This window comes from Actinomycetota bacterium (genome assembly GCA_035540895.1).
In the GTDB taxonomy this organism is placed as follows: Bacteria; Actinomycetota; JAICYB01; order JAICYB01; family JAICYB01; genus DATLFR01.
This window is the reverse complement of record DATLFR010000128.1, coordinates 1-23,767: the sequence shown is the minus strand read 5'-3', so window position 1 is coordinate 23,767 and position 23,767 is coordinate 1. Positions and strand designations below refer to the sequence as shown.

The following is a 23,767-nucleotide window of genomic DNA, read 5'->3' as shown; positions in this document are numbered from 1 at the left end:
CGGCTGCGCGAGATGGGCACCTCGGCGACGGGGTGGGAGACCCTGTTCTCCCGGGCTCGGCGCCCGGCTCGCGCCTGAGAGGAGACGATCCGATGCAGACGACCGTTCAGACGCTGACGTCGCTGAACCCGGCCACGCTCGAGCCGATCGGGGAGGTGGCCGTCTCCTCGCCCGAGCAGGTGCGCGAGGCGGTCGAGGACGCACGACGCGCCCAGCGCATGTGGGCGCGCTACACGATGGGCGACCGAGCCCGGCTGCTCCGCCGGGCGGCCGCCGTGGTCGCGCAGCGCGCCGACGAGCTGGCCCGGCTCGCGGTCGCGGAGGGCGGGAAGACCCTGTTCGAGGCCTACGCGGCCGAGGTGATGCCGACCGCGGAGGCCTTCCGGTGGACCTCCCGGTACGCGCCGCGACACCTGCGCCCGGAGAGGCTGCGCCACTCGTCGCCTCTGTTCCGGCTGAAGCGGTCGTGGCTGCACTTCGAGCCTCGCGGGGTCGTGGGGATCATCGCGCCCTGGAACTACCCGTTGTCTATCCCGGCCACGCAGGTCGCGTTCGCCCTCGCCGCCGGGAACGCGGTCGTGCTGAAGCCGTCCGAGTTCACCCCCCTGATCGCCGAGAAGCTCCGCGAGGTCGTCGAGGAGGCCGGGTTCCCCAGCGGTCTGCTGCAGGTCGTGCACGGGCACGGCGACGTGGGGGCGGCGCTCGTGGACGCCCGGCCGGACAAGGTCGTCTTCACGGGATCGGTCGCCACCGGGCGGAAGGTCGCCCTGGCGGGAGCGGAGCGGTCCGTGCCGGTCACCCTCGAGCTGGGGGGGAAGGACGCCGCCTACGTGCGGGCGGACGCCGACCTCGATGTCGCGGTGGCCGGGGTCCTGTTCGGGTCCTACTTCAACGCCGGCCAGACCTGCGCCGCGGTCGAGCGGGTCTACGTGCACGCCGAGGTGGCGGAGGTGTTCACGGAGCGGCTCGCCGCCGGGGCGAGGTCCCTGCGCGTGGGCGACCCCTCGGCGCCCGAGACCGACGTGGGGCCCATGATCCACGCCGGACAGCGCGCGGTCGTGGAGCGGCACGTGGACGAGGCCGAGCGGCTGGGAGCCAGCCGGCTCTCGGGCGGACCGGTGGAGACCGGGCTCCCGGGCGCCTTCTACGCGCCGGCGGTCCTCGTCGACGTCCCGGACGACGCGGCCCTCATGCGCGAGGAGACGTTCGGACCCGTCGTCCCGGTACGCGTCGTCTCATCGGACGAGGAGGCGGTGCGGCTCGCGAACGACTCGGAGTTCGGCCTCACCGCCAGCGTCTGGACCCGGGACACCCGCGCGGCGCGCGAGCTTGCCCACCGGCTCGAGGCGGGGACGGTGTTCGTGAACGACGTGCTGTACTCGTTCGCGTCGCCCGACGCCCCCTGGCACGGGCACAAGTCGTCGGGGACCGGGATCACGCACTCCCGCTACGGGCTGCACGAGCTCTCGAAGGTGAAGCACGTCTCGATCGACCCTGGGCTGCTGCGGTTCGGGTACCCGTGGACGCCCGAGCTCGTCTCGATGATGCGGAACGCGGTCGGGGCCCTGTACGGGACCTCCGGCCGAGCGCGCGCGGCGGTGCGCGCCGTCCGCGCCGGGGCCCGCGCCCGGCTGAGGTGAGGCTCCCGGCCGACGAGAGCCGCCGGCGGGCGGGGACCGCCCGGGTGGCGCGCATCGCCACGGTCGGCCCCGACGGCTCGCCCCATCTGGTCCCGATCTGCTTCGCCCTGCAGGCCGGCACCCTGTACTCCTCGACCGACGCGAAACCGAAGACGACCTCGAACCTGCGGCGTCTGCGCAACATCGAGCGCGACCCCCGCGTGACGGTCCTGGTCGACCACTACGAGGACGACTGGACGCGGCTGTGGTGGGTGCGCATGGACGGGGAGGCCCGGGTCCTGCACGCGGGAGCGGAGAGGGACGTGGCGATCGAGCTGCTGGTCGCGCGCTACCCGCAGTACTGCGAGCACCCGCCACAGGGCGTCGTGGTCGCGGTCGATGTCTCCCGGTGGACCGGATGGTCCTACGCCTGATCGGCTCCCACGTCGTCCGCCACCTCTTGGCGGTATCGGGCGGCCTCCTGTAGGCGCCGGTCCTCGTCCCACGCGCCGGCCTTCGCCAGGCGGTCGGTCACCCAGTCGAGCGCGGCCACCCCTCGGTCGGAGCTCGTTATGCGCGCCCTCAGCCGGTGCGACAGGACGTCGTTCGGCCGCCTGGCCATCTCGACGTCCATCGCGTAGGCGGCCTCCGCGCGCAGGTAGGGGAGCGAGGGATGCAGCGGCTCGGCGAGGTCGGGCTCCTGCGCGACGAGGCCGAGCACCTCGGCGGTGCGGGAGCCGTACCGCCGGTAGAGCCTCAGCCCGTGGTCGAGCGGGAGACCGAGCCGACGCAGGCCCGCCTCGATCCGTTCGACCGCGCCCTTGCCCTCTGCGCCGCCGGCCAGCCTCACCGAAGCGGTGTTGGATGGGGGTCGTGACTCGAACCCTCCCGCCTCCAGCGCGGCGTCCACCGCGTCGGCGGCCATCGGTCGGTAGGCGGTGAGCTTCCCGCCGGTGATCGTGACTATCCCCGCCGCGCCGACCACGACCCTGTGGCGCCGGGACAGGTCCTTCGTGGTCTGCCCCGGCCTCTGGATGAGCGGTCGCAGTCCGGCCCAAGAGGCGAGCACCTCCGAGCGGGAGACCGGCCGGGCCAGCACCCGGTTCACGGTCGCGATCAGGTAGTCGATATCGGCCGGCTCGGCGCGCGGCGTGCCCAGCGGCCCCCGGTAGTCGTCGTCGGTCGTCCCGACGATGACGGTCTCGTCCACCCAGGGGATCACGAAGACGTACCGGCCGTCGGGCGCCGGCACGAGCAGGGCCGAGTGGGCGTCGATCGCGGACGCCGGGAACGTGAGGTGCACGCCCTTGGACGGCCGGATCCCCTGGACGCCTGCCGGATCCTCCATCCGCCGGACCTCGTCGGACCAGACGCCGGTCGCGTTCACGATCACCCGCGCCCGGACCTCCACCTCCCGCCCGGACTCCGTGTCCCTGACCACGGCTCCGGACGCCCGTCCGCGGGCGTCATGCAGGAACCGCGTCACGGGAGCATGGTTGACCACCGCCGCACCGTGGTCGGCCGCGGTCCGGACGACGGTCCAGACGAGCCGCGCGTCGTCGGTCCGGGCGTCCCAGTACAGGAACCCCCCGGACACCTCCTCGCGGAGGGCCGGCGCGTACGTACGGGCGGCGTCGGCGTCCAGGATGCGGTGGCGCGGGAACCGGGAGCCCACGGCCAACACGTCGTACGCCTGCAACCCGGCCCGAAGGGGGAGCAGCCGGCGCTTGCCGATGCGCGGGACGACGAACGGGGTCGGGATGACGAGGAAGGGGGCCAGCCTCTGGAGCACACCTCGCTCGGCCAGAGCCTCGCGCACGAGCCCCACCTCGAGGTGGGCCAGGTAGCGCAGGCCGCCGTGGATAAGCTTCGACGACCTCGAGGAGGTACCGGTCGCGAAGTCGTCGCGCTCCACGAGCGCCACGCGCATGCCGCGGGCGGCGGCGTCGAGGGCGATCCCGGCTCCCGTGATGCCGCCGCCGATGACGAGGAGGTCGAACCGCTCGTCGCCGAGGCGCTGCAGGGCGTCGTCGCGGGAGGTCACGCCCTGGACCTCCCACCCGGCGCGCGTGACGGTGCCACCTCTGCTCTCCTCCTGTCTCGGGACCTCCATGCTCGCAGGCCCGCACACCGCCCGCGAAGGCTTCGCCGGCCGTCTCATGGGCACGCTCCGTGTCGGCACCCGCCCGTAGGGTGGGCCGATGCTCGACCTCGTGTCCGTCGCCGGACAGCTGCGCCGCATGCGCGACGACCTGTCCTCCCTCGCCGACCAGACCGGCCCCCGCCTGACCGAGGCGCTGTCCGCCTGGGACCGCGCCGCCGAGATGGGTCCGGCGCTGGCCGACCGCGTCCGGCGGGCCAGGACGTCCTGGCTGGTCGCCGAGCCGCTCGAGCCCCTACGCCCCTACGACGTCCCGCCCACCGACCGCTACCGGGTGGTGGCGACGGACGGCTCCCAGGTGATGCCGGACCGCCACGAGGGCGCGCACTGCTTCCTCCTAAACGTCGGGGTCGCCGATATCGATTACACGGCGCCCGCGGCGCGGCTCTCGTCGCACCCGCAGGTGGCGTGGCTGCCCGACGACCTGTACCCGACCATCGGCGGGGTCCGGCAGGAGGCCGACGGACGCGTGGTCGCCGCCCGGCGCTTCGCCGCCGAGTGCGACGCGCTCGCGTCGCGGGCCCCGGGGGCCGACCTGCTCCTGACGGACGGCACCCTGCTCCTGTGGTGGCTCGACACCGACCCCGACCGCCTCCGCGCCCTGCCGCCCCACGACGTGAAGGCGGCCACGCTTACCGCGCTCCGCCGTTTGTTGGCGACGGCCCGGGGGCAGGGCTGCCTCGTCTCGGGCTACCTGTCCTCGCCGCGCGCCACCGACGTGGTCTCGATGCTGAAGGTGGTGATGTGCACGGAGGACCCGGTCGACTGCGACCGGTGTCCCTACGACGCCGGACGCAAGACCTGGATACCGCTCCACCCCGTCCGGGGCCGTGCCCTGCTGCCCGAGCCGGCCAAGCCGTGCGAGGAGGCGGAGACGCTACCGGACGCCGTGGTCCTGGGATCGCTGCTCGCGCCCGGACAGCGCTCACCCCGGTTCCGGTCCGCGGCCACCGTCACCGCCGCGTACGACGAACCGATCGACCTCGTGTACCTGCACGCGGGAGCCGAGATCGCCCGGCTGGAGTTCCCCGCCTGGACCACGCCTGACGGGCTCGACCGCCTGTGCGCGACGGTCCTGGACCAGTGTCGCAAGGGGATGGGCTACCCGGTGTCGTTGGCGGAGGCGCACGAGCAGGCGGTCGTCCGGGCGGCGGACAGGCGGGCCTTCCTGGACCTCGTCCGCCGCGGAGGGTCGGGCGCACCCAGCGCCAAGCTCGCCCGGAAGCGAGTAGGCGTGCTCTAGCGCGAGGCAGGGAACGGGGCGGCGACCGCGAATCTTCGCCATGTTCCGGACGAGGGGGCTCCAGATGCGTCGCATCCTGCTACTCCTGGCGGCCGTCGCCGCCGTCGGTTGGCCCACGTCGGCCTCGGCCGACTGCGTCGGCGTGGGAGCCGACGCCGTGGTCCGGCCCGTGAACCCGGGCGCGTACCCGTCCGCCGGATGCTCGGAGACCCAAGGGGCCGGCTCCTGGGAGCTGGAGCTGCTGTGGACGCCGGGGGCGACCGGGAGGTTCATCGTCGACCTGACCCCTCTCCCGACCGACCGGCCCTACCACTCTCAGACCTCGTCGCTGCGGGTCACGTGCGACGTGCAAGCGGGGCTCGCCGCCTGCCGCACCCAGGGTGAGGTCGGCGCTGCTGTTAGCGGCGCTCCGGCCGGCCCCCTCGTCATCAGCTACACGCTCGGCGCCACCAGGTACGCGTGGACCGGCTGGGTCCCTCTGCCGCTGGCCGGGTCCGGGGTCGAGGTGGCCGCGGGGGCCTACTCGTACACCACGAGGCGCGCCTGAGGGCAGACGTCGGTGTCACCCCTCCTCCCTAAGATCGGGACAGCCGATCGCCAGGAGGGCGCATGGAGACGCAGGCGTACAGCGCAGACCGGGCCGAGTACAGCGGTGAGCGGGTGGGGGAGATCGTCGAGGCGTCGACGACGCGGTTCCGCGCCGTGTCCGTCCGGGCGTTCGAGCCGCCCGCGTTCGGGTCTTTCGTCCGCAGCGTGTCCACCGACCGCGTGACCTACGGCGTCGTCTCCCACGTGGCCCACGGGTCCACCGACCCGAGCCGCCGGGCGATCCCGCTCGGACGGACCTGGGAAGAGCTGGTGGCCGAGCACCCGCAGGTGTTCGACCTCCTGCAGACAGAGTTCGAGGCGATCACGGTCGCCTTCTGCCCGAACGGTGGAGAGGTCCACGGTTTCCTGCCTCCCGTCCCGCCGCGCGTCCACGACTTCGTCACCCTCTGCGCCGACCACGAGATCCGCGCCCTCACGGCCGACCTCTCGTTCGTGCGCACGCTCGGTGCGTCCGGGCTCCCGGTGACGGGGGAGCTTCTGGCGGCGGCGATCAGGGGAGCGGCCGCGGCCCGGGAAGACGGCCGGTCCTTCCTGCTCCGGGCCGGGCGTGAGGTGGCCGATCTGTACCGCAGCGACTACGAGCAGGCGTGCGCGGTCCTGCGCCGGCTGGGGATGAGGATCGCGGGCGACGACTTCGAGCGCCGCGTCCCGGAGGCGGTCGCGGTCCGCCGGTCGAGCGCGAAGTAGCCGTGCCGTCCGATCCGGTGAGCGCGGAGGCGCTCGCCGCCCTCGAGGAGTCGCTCTCGCCCCGCCGCCTCGGCCGGGTGATCCGCGGCTCCCTGCTCGAGGGGATCGAGGCGCGTCTGGAGGACGAGGTCTCGGTCGAGGACGTCCGGGTGGGCCGGTTCGTCGTGGTCGAGGGGTCCCGGCACCGGTTCTTCTCGACCATCCACGACGTGCGCCTGGCGAACACGAACGAGGACGTCCTCCTGCGCCCGCCCGAGGACGACTTCGTCGCGCAGGTCCTGCACGGCACCAACACCTACGCCACCGTCGACCTGCGCCCCAAGCTCCTGCTGGAGGCGGGGGAGGAGGGGGCCCGTTCGGTGAAGACGATCCCTCCCCACTTCGCCCGGGTCCGGGAGGCCGCGGACGCCGACGTCGAGCTCGTCTTCGGGAGCCCGGACGACACCCACCTGCCCATAGGCACGCCGCTCGAGATGACCTCGGACGTCTGCCTCGACCTCGAGAGGTTCGTCGAGAGGTCCAACGCCGTCTTCGGCAAGACGGGCACCGGGAAGTCCTTCCTGACCAGGATGCTCCTGGGCGGGGTGATCGCGGCCGACCTGGCCTCGGTCCTCGTGTTCGACATGCACAACGAGTACGGGATGTGGTCGGAGGACGAGGAGACGAAGCGGCGGGCTCCCGCGCTGAAGGAGATGTTCGGACAACGGGTCCTCATCTTCTCCGTCGACCCGGCGAGCTCCCGCCGCCGCTCGGTCACCCCCGACTTCGAGGTCCAGGTGAGCCTGAGGGACATCGACGTCGGCGATCTCCGGCTCCTGCGGGCCGAACTCGGGCTCTCCGACGCGCAGCTTCGGGACATGGAGACCCTCGCCGAGAGGTGGGGGCCGAGCTGGCTCACCGAGCTCCTGCGCGCCTACGAGGACGGGACGCTGACCGACGACATCGGGCAGCTCCTCGTGAACGAGCAGTCCGTGAAGGCGCTGGCCCGGAACCTGAAGAAGGTGACCCGGCTCCCGTTCGTTCGGGAGTCCGTGACCGACAACTCGGCCGACCGGATCGTGGAGGCGCTGCTCGCCCGGCGTCACGTCGTGATCGAGTTCGGACGGCAGACGACCTTCCTCGCCTACATGCTCGTCTCGTCGATCCTGACCCGACGGATCCACCACCGGTGGATGGAGGAGAAGGAGAAGGCGTCGGCGGACGGGAGGCTCGGGCACCCGCCGCAGCTGATCATCACGCTGGAGGAGGCGCACAAGTTCCTCAACCCCGAGGCCGCCAACCAGACGATCTTCGGGACGATCGCCCGTGAGATGCGCAAGTACAACGTGTCGCTGCTCGTCGTCGACCAGCGCCCATCGGGGATCGACGAGGAGGTCCGGTCACAGCTCGGCACGCGGGTGATCGCCGCCCTGGACGATGACCGCGACCAGGGAGCGGTCCTGTCCGGGGTGCCGGACGCCAACGCGCTGAAGGTGCTGATCAACAACCTGGAGTCGAAGAAGCAGTGCCTGCTGTCCGGGTACGCCGTCCCGATGCCGCTCGTGATCGAGACCCGCGACTACTACGGATTCGCGAAGGACATGAAGCGCCGGAGCTACGGCGGGGGAGACGAGAACGGGTCGTCGGGTCCCAAGCTCGACCTCTGGGGGTGAGCCGGCCGGCCTCCGGGGGCAGCGTCTAGGCTACGGGGATGGAGCAGGCGTTCCGGGAGAGCCACCCTCCCCCCGGAGGGTTCCCACCCTTCCCTTGGGACCACGTCTACCTGTCCCACCCCGACGGCCGGGAGGCGCGCGTCGCGGTCGACCTCGACGGGACGCCGATGATGGATGCGCACGGCGACCTCGTCATGACCGGACCGGGGTTCGGACACCGTCCGGTGAAGGCGGAGTTCATGCAGCGGACGCCCTCGCCGGACCTCGAGACGGAGGACCTCACACCGGACGGCCGGAGCATCGTCGATCGGGCGTACGAGGTCTCCCGCGACCATGGACACCCTTGGGTGGGGACCGAGCACCTCGTCCTCGCCATCCTGCTGGAGGATCCGGCCCTCGGGGAGCGCTTCGCGCTCCCGCCCGTCGCGGAGGTAGAGGCCGGCGTCGCGCGGTTCTACGACGGTCCGGCGTGGGAGGCGCGGCTCGAACGGGTGGCCGCCCGGCGGGAGGGGAGGCTGCCCCGGACCCCTTCGAACGGACCGTCCTGGAACATGGCCCTGGCTAACACCGTGCGGGGGGCGGTCGGGTTGGCGCGGTCGTCCGGCTCGCGCGCCGCCGGGCCCCTGCACCTGCTCGTCGCGGACCTGCGCACGGGCCGGTCCTTCGTGGTCCTCCGCCTCCAGCAGGAGGGCCGGGATGTTGGAGAGATCGTCAGGAGGGCGAAGAGCACCACCGAGTGGCTCCCTTTGATCACCGCCGTCGACGAGGCAGGAGGGACGGACCCGTGACGATCTCGAGCGAAGAGCTGAAGGCGATGCAGGCGCCGCTGAAGGAGCGCTACCGCGAGGAGCCGGAGACAGCCCGGGTGACCCTGACGGCGACCGGGAGCCTCGGTGACGGCGTGACGTGCAGCGTGCAGACGGGACGAGCCCTCGTCGAGGCCGGCCTGCACCCGGCCACGGGCGGCACGGGGAGCTCGGCCTGCTCGGGGGATATGCTCCTCGAGGCGCTCGTCGCCTGCGCGGGCGTCACCCTGCGCGCCGTCGCCACCTCCACCGGCATCGACGTGCGCGGCGGGACCGTCTCCGCGGAGGGGGACCTCGATTTCCGCGGCACCCTGGGCGTCGACCGGGAGGCCCCCGTCGGGTTCGATTCGATACGCCTCGCCTTCGAGCTCGACACCGACGCCTCCGAGCAGGAGCTCGAGACGCTGTCGCGACTGACCGGGCGCTACTGCGTGGTAGCGAGATCGCTGAGGGCCGAGCCCGCCCTGACCGTCCGACGCCGGGGCGAGGGGGACGCCGAGGGTCCGTGAAGTCGTCTGCCCGTTCTGGCTGCCGATCGGGCGAGACGGACTAGACTCGAGGCATGGGGAGGAACATCGAGCGGTCGGCGGTTGGCTCGTGATCTCGCGGCTGAGGCCCCTGGCGTCCGGCGCGAACCCGTACCTGCTCGCCGCGATCACCTCTGCGCTCATCGTCCTGCTCGGCGGGGCCGTGCTCGGCGCCCGCAACACCGCCCGGGATCCGTCCCGTGCTGCGTACGAACGGCGGGGCGGCCCGGACCGCTCGCTCGCGGGGGCTCCCGAGGCGGTCGACCCGCTCACCGGGGAGGTCGCTCCCGACGCGAACGGTGCGGCCTCCGCCCCGACGGCGACGAGCGGCCCGGGAGGCGGGAGGTCTGGGACCGGACCCGCAGGAAGCGTGCCGGCGCAGTCGCAGCCAGGGGCGACGCGTGAGGGCATCTTCTCGGACCACATCCGGGTCGGGGTCCACGCTCCCATCACCTTCGACGGACAGCCCCTCAACCTGGCGGACGACCCGATCACCGGCTTCAAGGGTTACGTCACCCACCTGAACCGTTCGGGTGGCGTCCACGGACGGAAGATCCGGGTCTTCCTCGAGGACGACCGGTACACGACCGGCGGCGGGCGCCAGGTCGCCGACAAGCTCGTGAAGGAGATCAAGCCGTTCATCATCTCGGGCACGCTAGGCGTCGACCAGATCTACCTGGTGGCGAAGTCGGCCGGTGACGCCGGGATCCCTTACATGGCGGTGGGGGGTCCGGAGCCGGAGTGGCGCACGATGGGGATGTTCCAGCTCGGCTCGTCCTACGACCAGTACGTGGGGAAGCTAGCCGACTGGATCTGCAAGAACGGCAAGGCGTACGTCGGCGAGAACGAGGTGCGGATCGGGACGACCACGCTCGACTCGCCGTACATCCTCCCCGTCCGCGACCGGTTCCTCGACCGGCTCGCCAAGGGCGGTTGCGTCGTCACTCCGATCGACCCCAACGCCAACGACAAGATCATCAAGCCGACCGAGCAGAACACCTACCAAGGGCAGCTGCTCAAGCTGCGCAACTCCTACGGCGGCAAGGGAGCCAACCTGGTCGTCCCCCTCCAGGACCCGATCTCGACGGCCCGCCAGGTCGCCGAGCTGAAGCCGTACAAGGGGCAGGGGTACAGCCCGAAGTGGACCTTCTCGAACTTCGCCCACGACTCGGACACGGCGCTCGCGCTCATGGCCGGGGAGTGGACGGGTGTACGCGGTCTCTCCGGAGGGTGCTACTACCACCCCAACGGGAACCCCAACGCGTACAACCCCGCTCAATGCGCGCGTATCGACATCGCCCACGACCAGTGGGTGAACCTCGGACAGGTCACCTTCGACGAGAACGCCGGCGGCTGCGGCGGGGGAAGGTGCAACTACAACTACAACGAGTCGACCTGGACGGAGGACGGGAGCGGGGGAGCGGCCGGGTACCAGCTGCTCTACTTCTGGCACGGAGCCCTCAACGCCATGGGTCCCGACCCCACACGTGAGAAGTTCGTCGCCGCGCTCCGCGCCTACGACAACTACTCGAACCTCGTCACCGGCCCGATCACGTTCAAGGGGTCGGGGAACGTGATGCGAGGGGCCGACAAGGTCGCGCTCCTCGAGGGCCAGTCGAACCTGAAGTTCAAGCAGATCACCCCCGGACTGGTCGACCAGTTCTAGGACGTGGCGCCCCCCGCCCGGACCCGCACCCAGAAGAGGAGGCCGCCTCCGCCGCCACCCGAGCGCGCCGAGGCGCCGGTCGTGCTCGAGGTCGGGGAGGTCTCGGTCAGGTTCGGAGGCCTGGAAGCTCTCGGATCGGTCTCCCTCGAGGTCCGCGAGGGGGAGATCGTCGGGCTTATCGGTCCGAACGGGGCCGGGAAGACGACGCTGTTCGACTGCATCTCCGGGTTCCGCCCGCCGGCCGCCGGACGGATCATGTTCGGCGACACGGACCTGCTGACCGTGGCGCCGGAGCGCCGGGCATGGATGGGGATCGGTCGGACGCTGCAGAACGTCCGGCTCTTCCCGTACCTCTCGGTCCTGGACAACATCCGGATCGCCCTGCACCGGCACATGCAGCGGTCCAGCCTCGAGCACGCCTTCCGTCTCCCCCCGTCGACCGACGAGGAGCGCCGGATACTCGACCGGGCCGAGGAGATCGTCGATCTGTTCGCGATGCGGGCGTTCGCGGACAAGCTGGCTTCCGAGCTCTCGTACGGCACGCTCCGGATGCTCGAGCTCGCCTGCATGATCGCCCTCGAGCCGAGACTGCTCCTGTTGGACGAGCCGGCGTCCGGCATCAGCCAGAAGGAGACGGAGGCGCTCGGGCCACTGCTGCGCAGGATCAAGGAACGGACCGGGGCCACGATCCTCATGATCGAGCACGACATGCCCCTCGTGATGGGGCTCGCGGACTGGATGTACGTGCTCGACGCCGGACGCGTCATCGCGGCCGGGCCCCCGTCGGTCGTCCAGTCCGACCCGGCGGTCATCGAGGCCTACCTCGGCACCCCCACCGAGGTGAAGCGCGTCGTACAGGAGAGGTCGGGCAAGCGTCCTCGCGGGAGCCGCCCCTCCGATGCGGTGCCTGGTCCCCGGGCGGCCGATGCCCTGCTGCAGGTCGAGGGACTGGACGTCCACTACGACAAGGTGCAGGTCCTCTACGGGGTGGACTTCTCCGTGGCCGAGGGGGAGCGGGTCGCCCTGCTGGGCACGAACGGGGCGGGGAAGTCCACCGTCCTGAAGGCGGTGTCCGGACTCGTCACGCCGACGAGCGGGCGGGTCGTGTGGAAGGGCGAGGACATCTCCCGGATGCCGCCCGAGCAGCGGGTCAGGGCGGGCATCGCCCAGGTCCCCGGCGGGCGCGGGCTGTTCCCCAGCCTCACCGTCGCCGAGAACCTGCGTATGGGCGGCTACCTGTACCGCTCTGACACCGAGGTGGACCGGGAGATGGAGCGGGTCGTCGGGTACTTCCCGTGGATCTCCGAACGCATGGAGCAGCCGTCCGGGACGCTCTCCGGGGGGGAGCAGCAGCAGCTCGCGACCGCCCGAGCCCTCATGATGCGGCCGCAGCTGCTCATGATCGACGAGCTCTCGCTGGGACTGGCGCCCATCGTGATCGAGCGGCTGATGGAGACGCTCACCCGTCTCCACGCCGAGGAGGAGCTCACGGTCGTCATCGTCGAGCAGCAGGCCAGCTTCGCGCTCGGGTACACCGACCGGGCCTACTTCCTGGAGAAGGGGGAGGTCCGGTTCGAGGGTCCGTCGGCCGATCTCTCTGACCGGCCCGACCTGCTCCGGTCCGTCTTCCTGGCGGGTGCCGTGGAGAGCTTCTCGAGGTCGGCGTCGTGATCGAGCTCCTGTCCTTCCTCGTCCTCGGGGTGCTGCAGGGACTCACGTACGGCATCGTCGCCCTCGGCATCGTCCTGATCTACAAGGGCTCCCGCACCGTGAACCTCGCCCAGCCGTTCATGGGCCTGTTCACCGCGTACGTGGCCTGGTACCTCCTCGACCGGCTGGAGACCGCGGGTTGGTACCTGAGCTGGATCCGCTACCCGACGCTGCTCTTCCTCTTCGAGCAGGGGAGCGCGCCGCGCTTCTTGCTGGCCGCCTTCTGGTCGCTCCTGCTCATCGCGAGGATCGGCTACCGGCTCGAGCACGACATCATGCGTCGCCTCGAGCGCGCTCCCAGGATCATCACGCTCATCGCGACGCTCGCCATCGCGCAGGGGTTCCTCGGCATCACCCAGCTCCTGTTCGAGCGCACCGACCAGCAGGTCGAGACGCCAAAGATCTTGCCGGCCGTGCTCCCACAGGGTCTGCGCCTCGACATCGGAGGCCTCCCGGTCACGAGCGCGTACTTCCAGATCCTGCTCGTGGTGCCACTCGTGGGGCTCGCCGCCGCGGCCTTCTTCAAGCTGACCAAGTTCGGCGTCGCCATCCGCGCCACGGCCGAGAACAGGGAGGCGGCGCAGCTGCTCGGCATCTCGGCGCGGCGCGTCGCCTCTTTCACCTGGCTGGCCGGCGGCGTGCTCGCGGGCATCGCGGCGCTGCTGATCATCCCCACCCAGGGAGGACGCCTGACCATCGCGAGCCTCTCGACGGGCCTGCTCGTACGGGCCCTGGCTGCAGCCCTGGTCGGCGGCCTGACCAGCATGCCGGGGGCCATCGTCGGGGGAGTGGTCGTCGGCGCGTCCGAGTTCTTCACGCAGTGGCTCGGCACCCACCTCCCCGCCTTCGGGAGACCGGGTGTCCCGGAAGCCGTCTTCTTCGCCCTGGTTATCGGCGTGCTCGTTCTGCGGCCCGGCGGCCTCTTCGGTCAGCCGGAGGAGACGGAGGACAAGGTCGCGTTCGCTCCGTCCATACGAGACCTGCCGGGCCGACTCCGGCGTCACCCCGTCTCCGGACAGGTGCGCGCGACCGCGATCGCCGTCGGCGTGATGCTCGTGGCCGCGATCAGCCTGGCCACCGGACCGTCCGTGAACGGGATCCTCATCGACACGCTGATCTTCGCGATAGTGGGGGCCAGCCTCACCGTCCTGATCGGCTACGCCGGACAGATATCGCTCGGGCACTTCGCCCTGGTCGGCGTGGGCGCGTTCGCCGCCGCCCAGATGTACGACGTGGGCTCCGTCCCGCTCCCACTCGTCTTCCCGCTGGCCGTGCTCGCCGGGGTCGTAGTCTCGCTCGCGATCGGGCTCCCCGCGCTCCGGATCCGAGGCCCCTACCTGGCCATCGTCACCCTCGCCTTCGCCGTGGCGGCCCAGCAGTGGCTCTTCAACACCCAGCTGATCGGGCGAGGGTCGGCCGGGCTGACCATGACCCCTCCCCGGTACCGCTGGCTCGACCTGGGCTCGGACACGAACCGCCCCATGTTCTTCCTGACCTTCGCCTGCTTCCTGCTGGCCGTGTGGGTCGCGAACAACTTCCGGGGGACGAGGACCGGGCGAGGGTTCTTCTCGCTGCGCGAGAACGAGAGGGCGGCCGCCACCTTCGGGGTGCAGCTCACGCGCTACCGCCTGCTCGCGTTCAGCCTCTCGGGCGGGATAGCCGCGCTCGCCGGGGTGCTGTTCGCGCTCCGCCGGGAGTCGTTCGCCGGCCGCGACTTCTTCACCGAGACCTCGCTGCTCCTGGTCTCGATGATCATCATCGGGGGGCTGGGCTCCCTCCTGGGGTCCCTGCTCGGAGCGTTCGCCGTCTTCGGTCTCCGGCTCCTGCTGCTCGACGCCTTCGCGGACGCGAAGTGGATCCAGTACGCGATCAACTTCGCCGTCGGCATCGCCCTCATCGTGGTGATCACGCGCGCCCGGGGAGGGCTGGCCGGGCTGCTGCTGCGGGCGCGCGACCCGGTGGTGGAGGGGATGGTGTTCGAGGCGGAGACGGTCCGGTCGGGGACCCCCGCCGAGGCTCGGGAGCCGGCCTCCGCCGACGCGTGATCTCCGGCACCGGGCTGAAGAAGGTCATCGGGGGACGGACGCTCGTCGAAGGCGTCTCCCTCCGCGTCGAGCGGGGCGAGGTGGTCGGGCTGCTCGGTCCGAACGGCGCCGGCAAGACCACCACGATCAGGATGCTGCTCGGCGTGCTGCGTCCGGACGCCGGACGGGTCTCGGTGGACGGCCCGGTGGGCTACCTGCCGGAGGTGTTCCCGCCCTACGAGGCTCTGTCCGTCGAGGGGTACCTGCGCTTCATGGCCCGCATGAAGCGCCTGGACCCGGGCGCCGTCGTCGGCCGGGCCATGGAGGCGGCCCGCGTCACGGACATCTCCACCCGCCCCATCGGCCGGCTCTCGCGGGGACAGAGGCAGCGCACCGGACTCGCGCAGGCGCTGCCCGGCGATCCTCCGAACCTGGTCCTCGACGAGCCCACCGCGGGCCTCGACCCCCAGCAGATCGCCGAGACCCGGGCCGCGATCGCGGGGCGCCGGGAGGGGACGGCGATCCTCTTCTCCACCCACGTGCTCGCCGAGGCGGCCGCCGTCTGCGACCGGGTCGTCGTGATGGCCCGGGGGCGCGTGCTCGCCACCGAGGCTCCCGGCGACCTGCGCGAACTGGAGGACCGCTTCCTGCGGCTCGTGGGCGAGGCGGAGATCGGATGACCCGGTCCCTGGCCGCGAAGGAGCTGAAGGTGCTGTGGGCGTCCCCGCTCCCGTACGTCCTCGGCGCCGTCTTCCACGTGGCACTCGGACTCCTCGGGTACGAGCAGATGTCCGGTCGTGGACAGGCGGTGTTCCAGCCCATCGTCCCCGTGGCCGGGTTCCTGATCCTGCTCGTCGCACCGGTCCTGACCGCCCGGGTGCTCTCCGAGGAGATACGCAGCGGGTCGCTCGAGCTCCTACTGGTCGCCGCCGCGCCCCCCGGACGCATCGTGGCCGGGAAGTACCTGGCCGTCGTCGTCAGCCTGGTCGGGCTGGTCGCGCCCGTCGCGGCCTTCGCCTTCCTCCTGTTCCTCTACGGGTCGCCCGACCCCGGACCCGTCCTGACCGGTCTCCTCGGACTCGTGGTGATGGCAGCGGGGCTCGGTGCCGTCGGGCTGCTCGCCTCCTCTCTCACATCCAGCCAGCCCCTGGCCGCGCTGGGCGCGCTCTTCTCCACGCTGCTCCTGTGGTTCGCCCACGCGGGTTCCGACGCCCTCGACGCCAACGCGCTCGTCGCCGCGTTCTCGATCAGCGAGCGGCTGCGGTCCTTCGCCGGGGGAGTGATCGACCTGTCCGACCTCGTGTTCTTCCCGTCGGTGGCCGGCGTCTGCCTCGCCGCGTCCGTGGTCGCCGTCGGCGCCCGGCGGATGCGATGAGGCATCGGCTCCCGCTCGGTCCTCTCCTCCTGGTCGTCGCCGTCCTCCTGATCAACGTGGGGGCGCACCGGTGGGGAGGTGCGTGGGACCTCACGGCGGAGAGGAGCGCGACCCTTTCACCCGCGACGCGGGAGGTGCTCCGAGCGCTCGAGCGGCGGGTCATGGTCACCGCCTTCATCGAGCGCGACGCTCCCGGGCGCGTGGAGGCGGCGACGCTCCTGTCGCGCTACCGGAGGATCAACCGCCGGGTCTCGTTCCGCATACTCGACCCACAGCTCGCGCCGGTTGAGCTCCAGCGGCTGTCCGCGTCTCCCGGCTCGGTGGCCGTCGAGGCGGTCGGGGGGGAGCGGTCCGTGGAGGTGGCGCCCCACCCCAACGAGATCGACGTCACGTCCGCCATCGCGAGGATCGTCCGGCAGGTCACGAGCACGCTGTGCTTCACGTCCGGCCACGGCGAGAGGTCTCCCAACGACGGGACCGCCGCGGGGCTGTCCACGGTCGCGCGACTCCTGGTCGAGAACGGCTACCGGCTCTCGACGGTCGACCTGCTCGTGCAGGCGGCCGTTCCGCCGGTCTGCGACGCGGTCGTCGTTGCCGCTCCCACGAACCAGCCGTCCGAGCCGGTCGTCCGGGCCGTCGTGGACCACCTGCGAGCCGGCAGGGGGGCGCTGTTGCTGTCCGACCCGGACGCGGCCGCCGACCTCTCGCCGCTCGCCCAGCCGTGGGGGATGGCCTTCGCGCCCGGGGTCGTGCTGGAGCAGGACCCGGGCTCCCGCCTGCTCGGGGACCCGTACTCGCCCGTGGTCGCCCGCTACTCGTCCGGTGGACCTGTCCCGCCCGGGCTGGGCCCCACCTTCTACCCCAGGGTAGGTCCGGTGACGGTCGAGGGGGAGCCGGGCCGGGCCGGGCTCAGCGCCTTCCCCGTCGCGCAGACCAGCCCCCGATCCACGGTCGAGCACGACGGCGCCGACGCTGGGATGCGGGGTCCCATCGTGGTGGGCGCGGCCGCCGACGAGAGCGAGGTCCGGGCAGAAGGCGTCCGTCGGACCCGCCTCGTCGCCTGGGGCGACGTCGACTTCGCGTCGAACCGCTACGTCGGCGAGGGAGCGAACGCGGTCCTCGTGCTCCGGGCCGTCGACTGGCTGACGCAGCCCGAGCCCCTGCTGGCGGCCGCTCCCAACCTGCCTCGGCTGCGCGAACTGGACCTGACCGAGGCCCGCCGCCGCTACATGCTCTACCTGACCACGGTCTTCGTGCCCGGCCTGTTCCTGTTGGCGGGCGCCCTCACCTGGGTCGTCCGCAGATCGAGGTGACCCGTTTCGAGGGCCGGGACAGCGGGTACGCCGACCCTCCATGGCGGTGATCGGGTACCACGCCTCCCACGAGCAGTTCCCGCCCGGGCGCCTGCTGTCCCACGTGGTGGAGGCCGAGCGGGCCGGGTTCTCGGGGGCGATGTGCTCCGACCACTTCCACCCCTGGAGCGATCGCCAGGGGAACAGCGGTTTCGCGTGGTCGTGGCTCGGGACGGCGCTGCAGGCGACCTCCCTCCCGATGGGTGTCGTGAACGCGCCGGGACAGCGGTACAACCCGGCCATCGTCGCCCAGGCCGCCGCCACGCTGGCCGAGATGTTCCCCGGACGCTTCTGGCTCGCCGTCGGGAGCGGCGAGGACCTCAACGAGCACATCACGGGCGGCCCGTGGCCCCCCAAGGCAGAGCGCAACGCGAGGCTCCTCGAGGCCGTGGACGTGATCCGGGCGCTGTGGCGAGGGGAGACCGTCAACCACCGCGGCCGGTTCACGGTCGCCGACGCCCGGCTGTACACCCTGCCCCCTGAACCTCCCCTGGTCGTCGGGGCGGCCGTGACCGCCGAGACGGCCGCCTGGGTCGCGACGTGGGCGGACGCGCTCATCACGGTCGACAAGCCGTTCGAGCAGCTGCGCGAGGTGGTGGACGCGTTCCGGGGTGGGGGAGGGGAGGCCAAGCCGATGCTCCTGCAGTCGCAGATCTCCTACGCGCGTTCGATCGAGGAGGCGGAAGCAGCGGCGCACGACCAGTGGAGGACGAACGTGTTCTCGAGCGCGGTCCTGGCGAGGCTGCGCATGCCGGCCGAGTTCGACCAGATCGCCGAGTTCGTCAGGCCGTCAGACATGGCCGGCTCAGTCCGGATCTCCCCCGACCCGGCCCAGCACGCCGAGTGGATCTCCCGCCAGGTCGAGCTCGGCTTCTCGGAGATCCATCTGCACAACGTGCACCCGGACCAGACATCCTTCATCGAGGACTTCGGGCAGCGGGTCCTGCCCGACCTGCAGAGCGGCACCTAGAGCGTCCGTCCCGCCGCGCATGTTCCGTGCGTGCGCGGCAGGGCGGTGGTGGAATGACATCCGAGCTCGAGGGGGAGCGTCAGATGCCCAAGGTCCTCATAGTCGACGATCACGCGGTCGTGCGGTCCGGGTTGCGCATGATCCTCGAGGCGCAGGACGACATGCAGGTCGTGGGGGAGGCCGGCAGCGGCGAGGACGCGATCGCCTCGATCGAGGAGAGCGAGCGGACGGCCGGCCGCGAGATGCCCGACGTCGTCCTGATGGACCTGATGATGGAGGGGATGGGGGGGGTCGACGCCACCCGCGAGGTCACCGGTCGTTGGCCCGACCGGGCCGTGCTCGTGCTCACCATGGCCGGGGACCGGGGCTACCTGCGGGAGGCCTTCATGGCGGGTGCATCCGGATACGTCCTGAAGGACGCCGCGGACGTGGAGCTCGTCGAGGCGATCCGGACGGTGGCCGCCGGGGGGCGCTACCTGCACCCGAGCCTGGGGGCCGAGCTGGTCCGGGCCCAGGAGGAGGCCGCGTCCGGACGTCGCACCGCGACGGGGGTCGGCCTCTCGGCGCGCGAGATCGACGTGCTGCGTCTGGTCTGCGAGGGGTACGCCAACAAGGAGATCGCCGACGAGCTCTTCATCAGCGTCCGGACCGTCGAGACCCACAAGTCGCACATCATGCGCAAGACCGGACTGCGCAACCGCTCTGAGCTGGTCCGCTTCGCCCGCGACGCAGGCATCATCCACTGACTCCTGTCACACCCGGGGCATAGGCTCCGGAGGTGACAGCCGTTCGCATCCTTCACTTCGCGGACCTGCACCTGGGGGTGGAGTCGGGTGGACGGGTCGACCCGTCCACCGGCTTGAACCAACGGGTCTCCGACGTCCTCGACCGCCTCGACGAGGTGGTCTCGTGCGCGCTCGACGAGGGCGTCCACGCCGTCCTGTTCGCGGGGGACGCCTTCAAGCACCAGCACCCGACCCCGACCCTGCAGAAGCTGTTCGCCGAGCGCGTCCGGCGTCTCGCCCGGGGGGGTGTCACCGTCTTCCTCCTGATCGGGAACCACGACCTGCCCAAGATGGCCGCGCTGGCGCACCCGTTCTCGATCTACCACGCGCTCGAGGTGGAGCGGGTCGTGGTGGGGGACCGCGCCCAGGTCTACCGGCTCCCGCTCGGCGGGGGCCTCCCCGACCTGCAGGTCGCCGCCCTCCCGCACTTCTCCCGTCAGCGGGTCCTGTCCAGGCTCCCAGCGGAGCTCGCCGACCCGGACAAGGCCATCGAGCAGGCGATACAGGAGACCGTCCGGTCGCTGGGGGACGCGGTGGACCCCGCCCTGCCGGCGGTCTTCTGCGGTCACTGCCACGTGAACCAGTCCGATATCGGCCCGGGACAGGCCCTCTTCGGGGTCTCCGACCTCGAGGTGACGATGTCCACGCTCGCCTCGACGACCGCTTTCCCGTACTTCGCGCTCGGACACGTGCACAAGCGTCAGGTCCTGCGCACGGACCCCTTCGTCGCCTACTCCGGGTCGCTCGAGCGCGTCGATTTCGGCGAGGGGGAGACGGTCAAGGTCCACCGCGACCGCGTCACGCGCAGCCCGGCCGAGGACAAGGGCTTCTACATGTTCGATCTGCGCCAAGACGGCGGGCGGTGGGGGCTCGGCGCGGCGCCCACGTTCCGGACGGTCGGCGCCCGGCGCTTCGTGACGGTCCACGTCGACGTGACCGGACAGCCCGACCCCACGGCGGCCGCGATCGCCGAGCTCGGCCGGGCCGATCTGGACCCGGACGGCTGCGTGGTGAAGGTGGTCGTCCACCTCGACACGCTCGACCGGCCGCGCCTCGTCCATCGCGACGTGAAGGAAGCGTTGAGAGAGGCCCACGACGTGGTCGTCGTCGCCCAGGCGGATATGGAGTCCGGCCGCGTGCGGGACCCCCGCTTCGCCACCCGGATGGGGCCGGCCGAGGCGCTCGCCCGGTACCTCGAGACGCGCGAGGACTGGGCGGAGGACCGCGAGGCCCTGCTCGCGATGGGGACCGCTCTGATCGAGGAGGTCGGGTCTTGATCCCCGTCCGTCTCTGCCTGGAGGACTTCCTCTCCTACCGGGGGCCTCAGGAGCTCGACTTCACGTCGTTCGAGGTGGCCTGCCTCACCGGTTCGAACGGACAGGGGAAGTCCTCGCTGCTCGACGCGATGACGTGGGCGATGTTCGGCGCCGCGCGCGGGTGCGAGGGCGGCCAGAACCAGGAGCGGGTGATACGCGACGGCGCCGACCGCACCACGGTCGCGTTCGAGTTCGACCTGGGCGGGGCGCGCTACCGGATCGTCCGCAAGCGGGCGCGGACCGGGAGGTCCGACCTGACCTTCGACGTCATGTCCGAGGGAGCCTGGACGACGCTCGCCGGCGACACGGCCACCGAGACGCAGACGAGGATCTGCGACGTCCTTCGCCTCGACCACCGGACCTTCACCGCATCGGCGTTCTTCCTGCAGGGCCGGGCGGACGACTTCCTCACCCGGATGAAGCCCGAGGACCGCAAGGACGTCTTCTCCCGCCTGCTCGACCTCGGCGTCTACGACCGTCTTGCCGAGGAGGCGCGCACGCGCTCCCGCGACGCAGAGCGGGAGCGCAAGCAGCACGCGGAGCGGATCGAGGAGCTGCGGGACGCAGACACCCTGCTCGAGGCGTGCCGCGTCGAGCTGGCCGGAGCGCAGGAGCGGGCCCTCGCCGCGGCCGAGGCGGCGACGGTCGTCGAATCGGAGCTGGAAGCGAAGCGCACCGAGCTCACCCGCATCGAGAAGACCGAGGCGGCCGCGTCCGCGCTCAGGCAGGCGGTCACCGAGTCGGAGGCGCGGATCGCGGCCGATCGGCAGGCACTCGCCGAACGCGAGCGGGAGGCCACCGAGCTGGACCGCCTGCTGGCCCGGGCTCCCGAGGTGGACCGAGCCCTCGCCGAGGAGTCGCAGCTGAGGGAGCGGGACACGGCGATGCGCGAGGCGTCCGAGCGGCGGTCCGAGCTCGAGCTGCGACGGACGGAGCTCGAGGGTCGTATCGCGGCGGAGGAGAACGCGATCGGGGCCAGGGCGACCCAGCTCCGGGAGCAGGCCGATCGCGCAGCCGCAGAGGCGGGACAGCTCGCCCGAGCGGCCGAGCAGCTGGAGGAGGTGGACGCCCGCCTGGCCACGCTGGACGGCCTGCGGGCCGAGATGCTCGAGGTCCGACAGCAGCGGTCCGAGCTGCGGGAGGAGTTCGGACGCCTGGGGGCCGAGCTGTCCGTCATCGAGGCGACGCGGACCGCCCTGTCCGAGCGACTGGACATCCTCCACCGCGGGGGAGGGGAGTGCCCGGTCTGCGCCGGGCCCCTCGACGAGCCGCACCGGACGGAGCTGATCTCGACGCTCAAGGAGGAGGATGCGGCCGCTGCCGCCCGGCACGAGGCGGTGGCCGGCCGACGGGAGGTCGTACGCAAGGAGGGCCTGCGCCTCAAGGAGGAGGAGGAGCGTCTGACGGCGGCCGAGGAGGAGCTCCAGGGACTGGCTCGCACCGCGGCAGGCCTGCGGGAGCGGCTCGGACGTCTGCCCGGGCTCCGCGAGACCGAGGAGACCGCCCGGACGGAGGCGGCGCTCCTCCTCGGGCAGGTGCAGGACGGGACCGCCACCGCCGCGCTGCGGGCCGAGCTGGCCGCCGTGAACGCCGGGCTGGCCGATGTCGCGTACGACCGCCGCGCCCACGACACGGTCCGGGCCAGGCTGGAGGAGCTCTCGCGGTACGCCACCCTCCGCGGGCAGATCGAGGGGGCGGTCGCCCGGCGCCAAGCGGTCTCGGAGGAGCTGGAGGTCCTGACCGCTCGGCTCACCCAACAGGAGGAGGCTCTGGCCGAGCGGCGCGGAGCGTTGCGTGAGCTCGTCGACACCCTCGCCGATGCCGATCGCGTGCGAGCGGACGTCGGCCGGGCCCGCGAGGCGGCTGCGGCGGCCCAGCGCGCCGCGGCCGAAGCCGGCGCGAGCGCCGCCCGGCTCTCGGAGCGCCTCGACTCACTGCGACAGCGCTCCGCCGAGCTTGCTGCCGCCCGGACCGCCGAGCTCGAGGCAGCCACGACCGGACGCCGCTACTCCAGGCTGGCCACCTCGTTCGGACGTGGCGGGATACCCGACCTGATCATCGAGAACGCGCTGCCCGAGCTGACCCAGGACGCCAACGAGATCCTCGGACGGCTGAGCGACTACGAGATGAGCGTCCAGTTCGTGATGGACAAGCTGACGAAGGGCGGGAAGGTCAAGGAGACCTTCGACGTGCTCGTCGGACACGACGGCGGCCTGCGCGACTTCCAGATGTTCAGCGGGGGAGAGGCTTTCCGCATCGCCTTCTCGATCCGACTGGCGTTGTCGAAGCTCCTCCTGCGCCGTGCCGGAGCCCGGATGGAGACCCTCGTGATCGACGAGGGGTTCGGGAGCCAGGACCCGGAGGGCAGGGAGAGGCTCGTGGAGGCGATAAACCTGGCCCGGGCCGAGTTCCGGAAGGTGATCGTGATCACCCACCTCGACGAGCTCAAGGAAGCCTTCGGCACCCAGATCCGGGTGTGGAAGCACCCTCGCGACGGCTCCCGGGCCGAGATCGCCGGCGTCTGAGGACGGGTGCCGTCTCCGTAGGGCTGTGGTATACCGTGTCGCCGAATACGGGAGATGAGGGGCGCAAGAGTGGCTGAAGAAGAAGAGACCACTACCGTCGACGACGAAGAGTCGAACGTCGAGACCTCGCTCGAGGAGCTGCTCCAGCGCAAGGAGCGGCGGGTCGAGGCGAGCGATGACGAGGACGAAGAGGAAGCGCTCATCGAGGCGATCGACGAGCGCGAGGGAGCCGGGGCGGAGACGCTCACGGTGAAGGTCGTCCCCCCTCAGCCGACCGAGTTCACTTGCCGCAACTGCTTCCTGCTGAAGCACCAGAACCAGCTCGCGGACCGCAAGCGGCAGCTCTGCCGCGACTGCGCGTAGGCTCGCCCTTCAGAGGGACCGTCGGCCGGCCCGACGGGGAAGGGGGGTCGGGCCGGCCGACCGGATCACATCGATGTCATCCTAGGCCGCGCCACCGACAGGGCTAGACTCGAGCATGGGCTTCAACCCTTACAACCGGATCCGCCGCGCCCGCATGACCCGGACCGGCGACATCGCCTACGTAGCGGTCTTCGTGGCCATCGTGGCCGCGGCGGTGCTCTGGGCGGTCAGCTAGTTGTGCTGAGCGGGGACGTTGTCCCCGAGGCACTGGCTGAGTGTGTGCATGGGTGTGTGCCAGCCGAGCGCGCCGTGGGACCTGTGGTGATTGTAGAAGTGCAGGAACCGGCCATAGGCGACCCGGCGCTGTTGCTCGGACG

At 71.6% G+C, this 23,767-nt stretch carries 20 protein-coding genes; 19 read left to right on the top strand and 1 reads right to left on the bottom strand.

Going from position 1 to position 23,767, the window contains the following annotated elements; genetic code table 11:
* The first annotated feature begins 92 nt into the window (after positions 1–92).
* Both VM840_07175 and VM840_07170 read left to right on the top strand, forming a co-directional pair.
* Positions 93–1,640, top strand: a complete 1,548-nt coding sequence (locus VM840_07175) for an aldehyde dehydrogenase family protein (protein HVL81354.1) — start codon at positions 93–95, stop codon at positions 1,638–1,640.
* Positions 1,637–2,053 (top strand): TIGR03668 family PPOX class F420-dependent oxidoreductase, encoded by a 417-nt coding sequence (locus VM840_07170; GenBank protein ID HVL81353.1) that lies wholly within the window; start codon positions 1,637–1,639, stop codon positions 2,051–2,053. Before VM840_07175 ends, VM840_07170 begins: the two co-directional genes overlap by 4 nt.
* On the opposite strand, the gene glpD is transcribed toward VM840_07170, so the two are convergent.
* On the bottom strand, positions 2,044–3,663 hold the full coding sequence (gene glpD, locus VM840_07165; protein HVL81352.1) for a glycerol-3-phosphate dehydrogenase: 1,620 nt from the start codon (positions 3,661–3,663) through the stop codon (positions 2,044–2,046). The two genes, VM840_07170 and glpD, sit on opposite strands and share 10 nt — an antisense overlap.
* 157 nt (positions 3,664–3,820) lie before the next feature.
* On the opposite strand from glpD, the gene VM840_07160 reads away from it, so the two are divergent.
* From VM840_07160 to VM840_07080, 17 genes are all read left to right on the top strand, one after another.
* Entirely contained in the window at positions 3,821–5,023 is a 1,203-nt protein-coding gene (locus VM840_07160; GenBank protein HVL81351.1) for a DNA double-strand break repair nuclease NurA, read from the top strand.
* Positions 5,024–5,063: 40 nt separating this feature from the next.
* Positions 5,064–5,570 carry a hypothetical protein gene (locus tag VM840_07155; GenBank protein HVL81350.1) on the top strand — a complete coding sequence of 169 codons (507 nt, stop codon included), beginning with the start codon at positions 5,064–5,066 and terminating at the stop codon, positions 5,568–5,570.
* A 62-nt stretch (positions 5,571–5,632) separates the two neighbouring features.
* Positions 5,633–6,319 carry a hypothetical protein gene (locus tag VM840_07150; GenBank protein ID HVL81349.1) on the top strand — a complete coding sequence of 229 codons (687 nt, stop codon included), beginning with the start codon at positions 5,633–5,635 and terminating at the stop codon, positions 6,317–6,319.
* 2 nt (positions 6,320–6,321) lie between these two features.
* Positions 6,322–7,971, top strand: a complete 1,650-nt coding sequence (locus tag VM840_07145; GenBank protein HVL81348.1) for a DUF87 domain-containing protein — start codon at positions 6,322–6,324, stop codon at positions 7,969–7,971.
* 38 nt (positions 7,972–8,009) lie between these two features.
* Complete coding sequence (locus VM840_07140) at positions 8,010–8,759, top strand: Clp protease N-terminal domain-containing protein (protein HVL81347.1); 750 nt, start codon at positions 8,010–8,012, stop codon at positions 8,757–8,759.
* A gap of 2 nt (positions 8,760–8,761) precedes the next feature.
* Positions 8,762–9,286: an OsmC family protein gene (locus VM840_07135; protein ID HVL81346.1), complete on the top strand. Its 525-nt coding sequence runs from the start codon at positions 8,762–8,764 to the stop codon at positions 9,284–9,286.
* 88 nt (positions 9,287–9,374) lie between these two features.
* The gene (locus VM840_07130) at positions 9,375–10,970 is read left to right on the top strand and encodes an ABC transporter substrate-binding protein (protein ID HVL81345.1); all 1,596 of its coding nucleotides are present in this window, start codon (positions 9,375–9,377) and stop codon (positions 10,968–10,970) included.
* Between the two features lie 3 nt (positions 10,971–10,973).
* Positions 10,974–12,641: an ATP-binding cassette domain-containing protein gene (locus tag VM840_07125; protein HVL81344.1), complete on the top strand. Its 1,668-nt coding sequence runs from the start codon at positions 10,974–10,976 to the stop codon at positions 12,639–12,641.
* A complete protein-coding gene (locus tag VM840_07120; GenBank protein ID HVL81343.1) occupies positions 12,638–14,725 on the top strand; it encodes an ABC transporter permease in 2,088 nt (695 codons plus the stop codon). Before VM840_07125 ends, VM840_07120 begins: the two co-directional genes overlap by 4 nt.
* Positions 14,722–15,384, top strand: coding sequence for an ABC transporter ATP-binding protein (locus tag VM840_07115; GenBank protein HVL81342.1), 663 nt, complete (start codon positions 14,722–14,724; stop codon positions 15,382–15,384). Before VM840_07120 ends, VM840_07115 begins: the two co-directional genes overlap by 4 nt.
* On the top strand, positions 15,381–16,079 hold the full coding sequence (locus VM840_07110) for an ABC transporter permease (protein HVL81341.1): 699 nt from the start codon (positions 15,381–15,383) through the stop codon (positions 16,077–16,079). Before VM840_07115 ends, VM840_07110 begins: the two co-directional genes overlap by 4 nt.
* Positions 16,076–17,392: a GldG family protein gene (locus tag VM840_07105; GenBank protein HVL81340.1), complete on the top strand. Its 1,317-nt coding sequence runs from the start codon at positions 16,076–16,078 to the stop codon at positions 17,390–17,392. The genes VM840_07110 and VM840_07105 overlap by 4 nt, the downstream gene beginning before the upstream one ends.
* Before the next feature lie 40 nt (positions 17,393–17,432).
* Positions 17,433–18,401 carry a TIGR03885 family FMN-dependent LLM class oxidoreductase gene (locus VM840_07100; GenBank protein ID HVL81339.1) on the top strand — a complete coding sequence of 323 codons (969 nt, stop codon included), beginning with the start codon at positions 17,433–17,435 and terminating at the stop codon, positions 18,399–18,401.
* An 83-nt stretch (positions 18,402–18,484) separates the two neighbouring features.
* Positions 18,485–19,147 carry a response regulator transcription factor gene (locus VM840_07095; GenBank protein ID HVL81338.1) on the top strand — a complete coding sequence of 221 codons (663 nt, stop codon included), beginning with the start codon at positions 18,485–18,487 and terminating at the stop codon, positions 19,145–19,147.
* A gap of 32 nt (positions 19,148–19,179) precedes the next feature.
* Complete coding sequence (locus VM840_07090) at positions 19,180–20,463, top strand: exonuclease SbcCD subunit D (GenBank protein ID HVL81337.1); 1,284 nt, start codon at positions 19,180–19,182, stop codon at positions 20,461–20,463.
* Complete coding sequence (locus VM840_07085; protein ID HVL81336.1) at positions 20,460–23,027, top strand: SMC family ATPase; 2,568 nt, start codon at positions 20,460–20,462, stop codon at positions 23,025–23,027. The genes VM840_07090 and VM840_07085 overlap by 4 nt, the downstream gene beginning before the upstream one ends.
* A 69-nt stretch (positions 23,028–23,096) precedes the next feature.
* Positions 23,097–23,390: a DUF4193 family protein gene (locus tag VM840_07080; protein ID HVL81335.1), complete on the top strand. Its 294-nt coding sequence runs from the start codon at positions 23,097–23,099 to the stop codon at positions 23,388–23,390.
* The last annotated feature ends 377 nt before the right edge of the window (positions 23,391–23,767 follow it).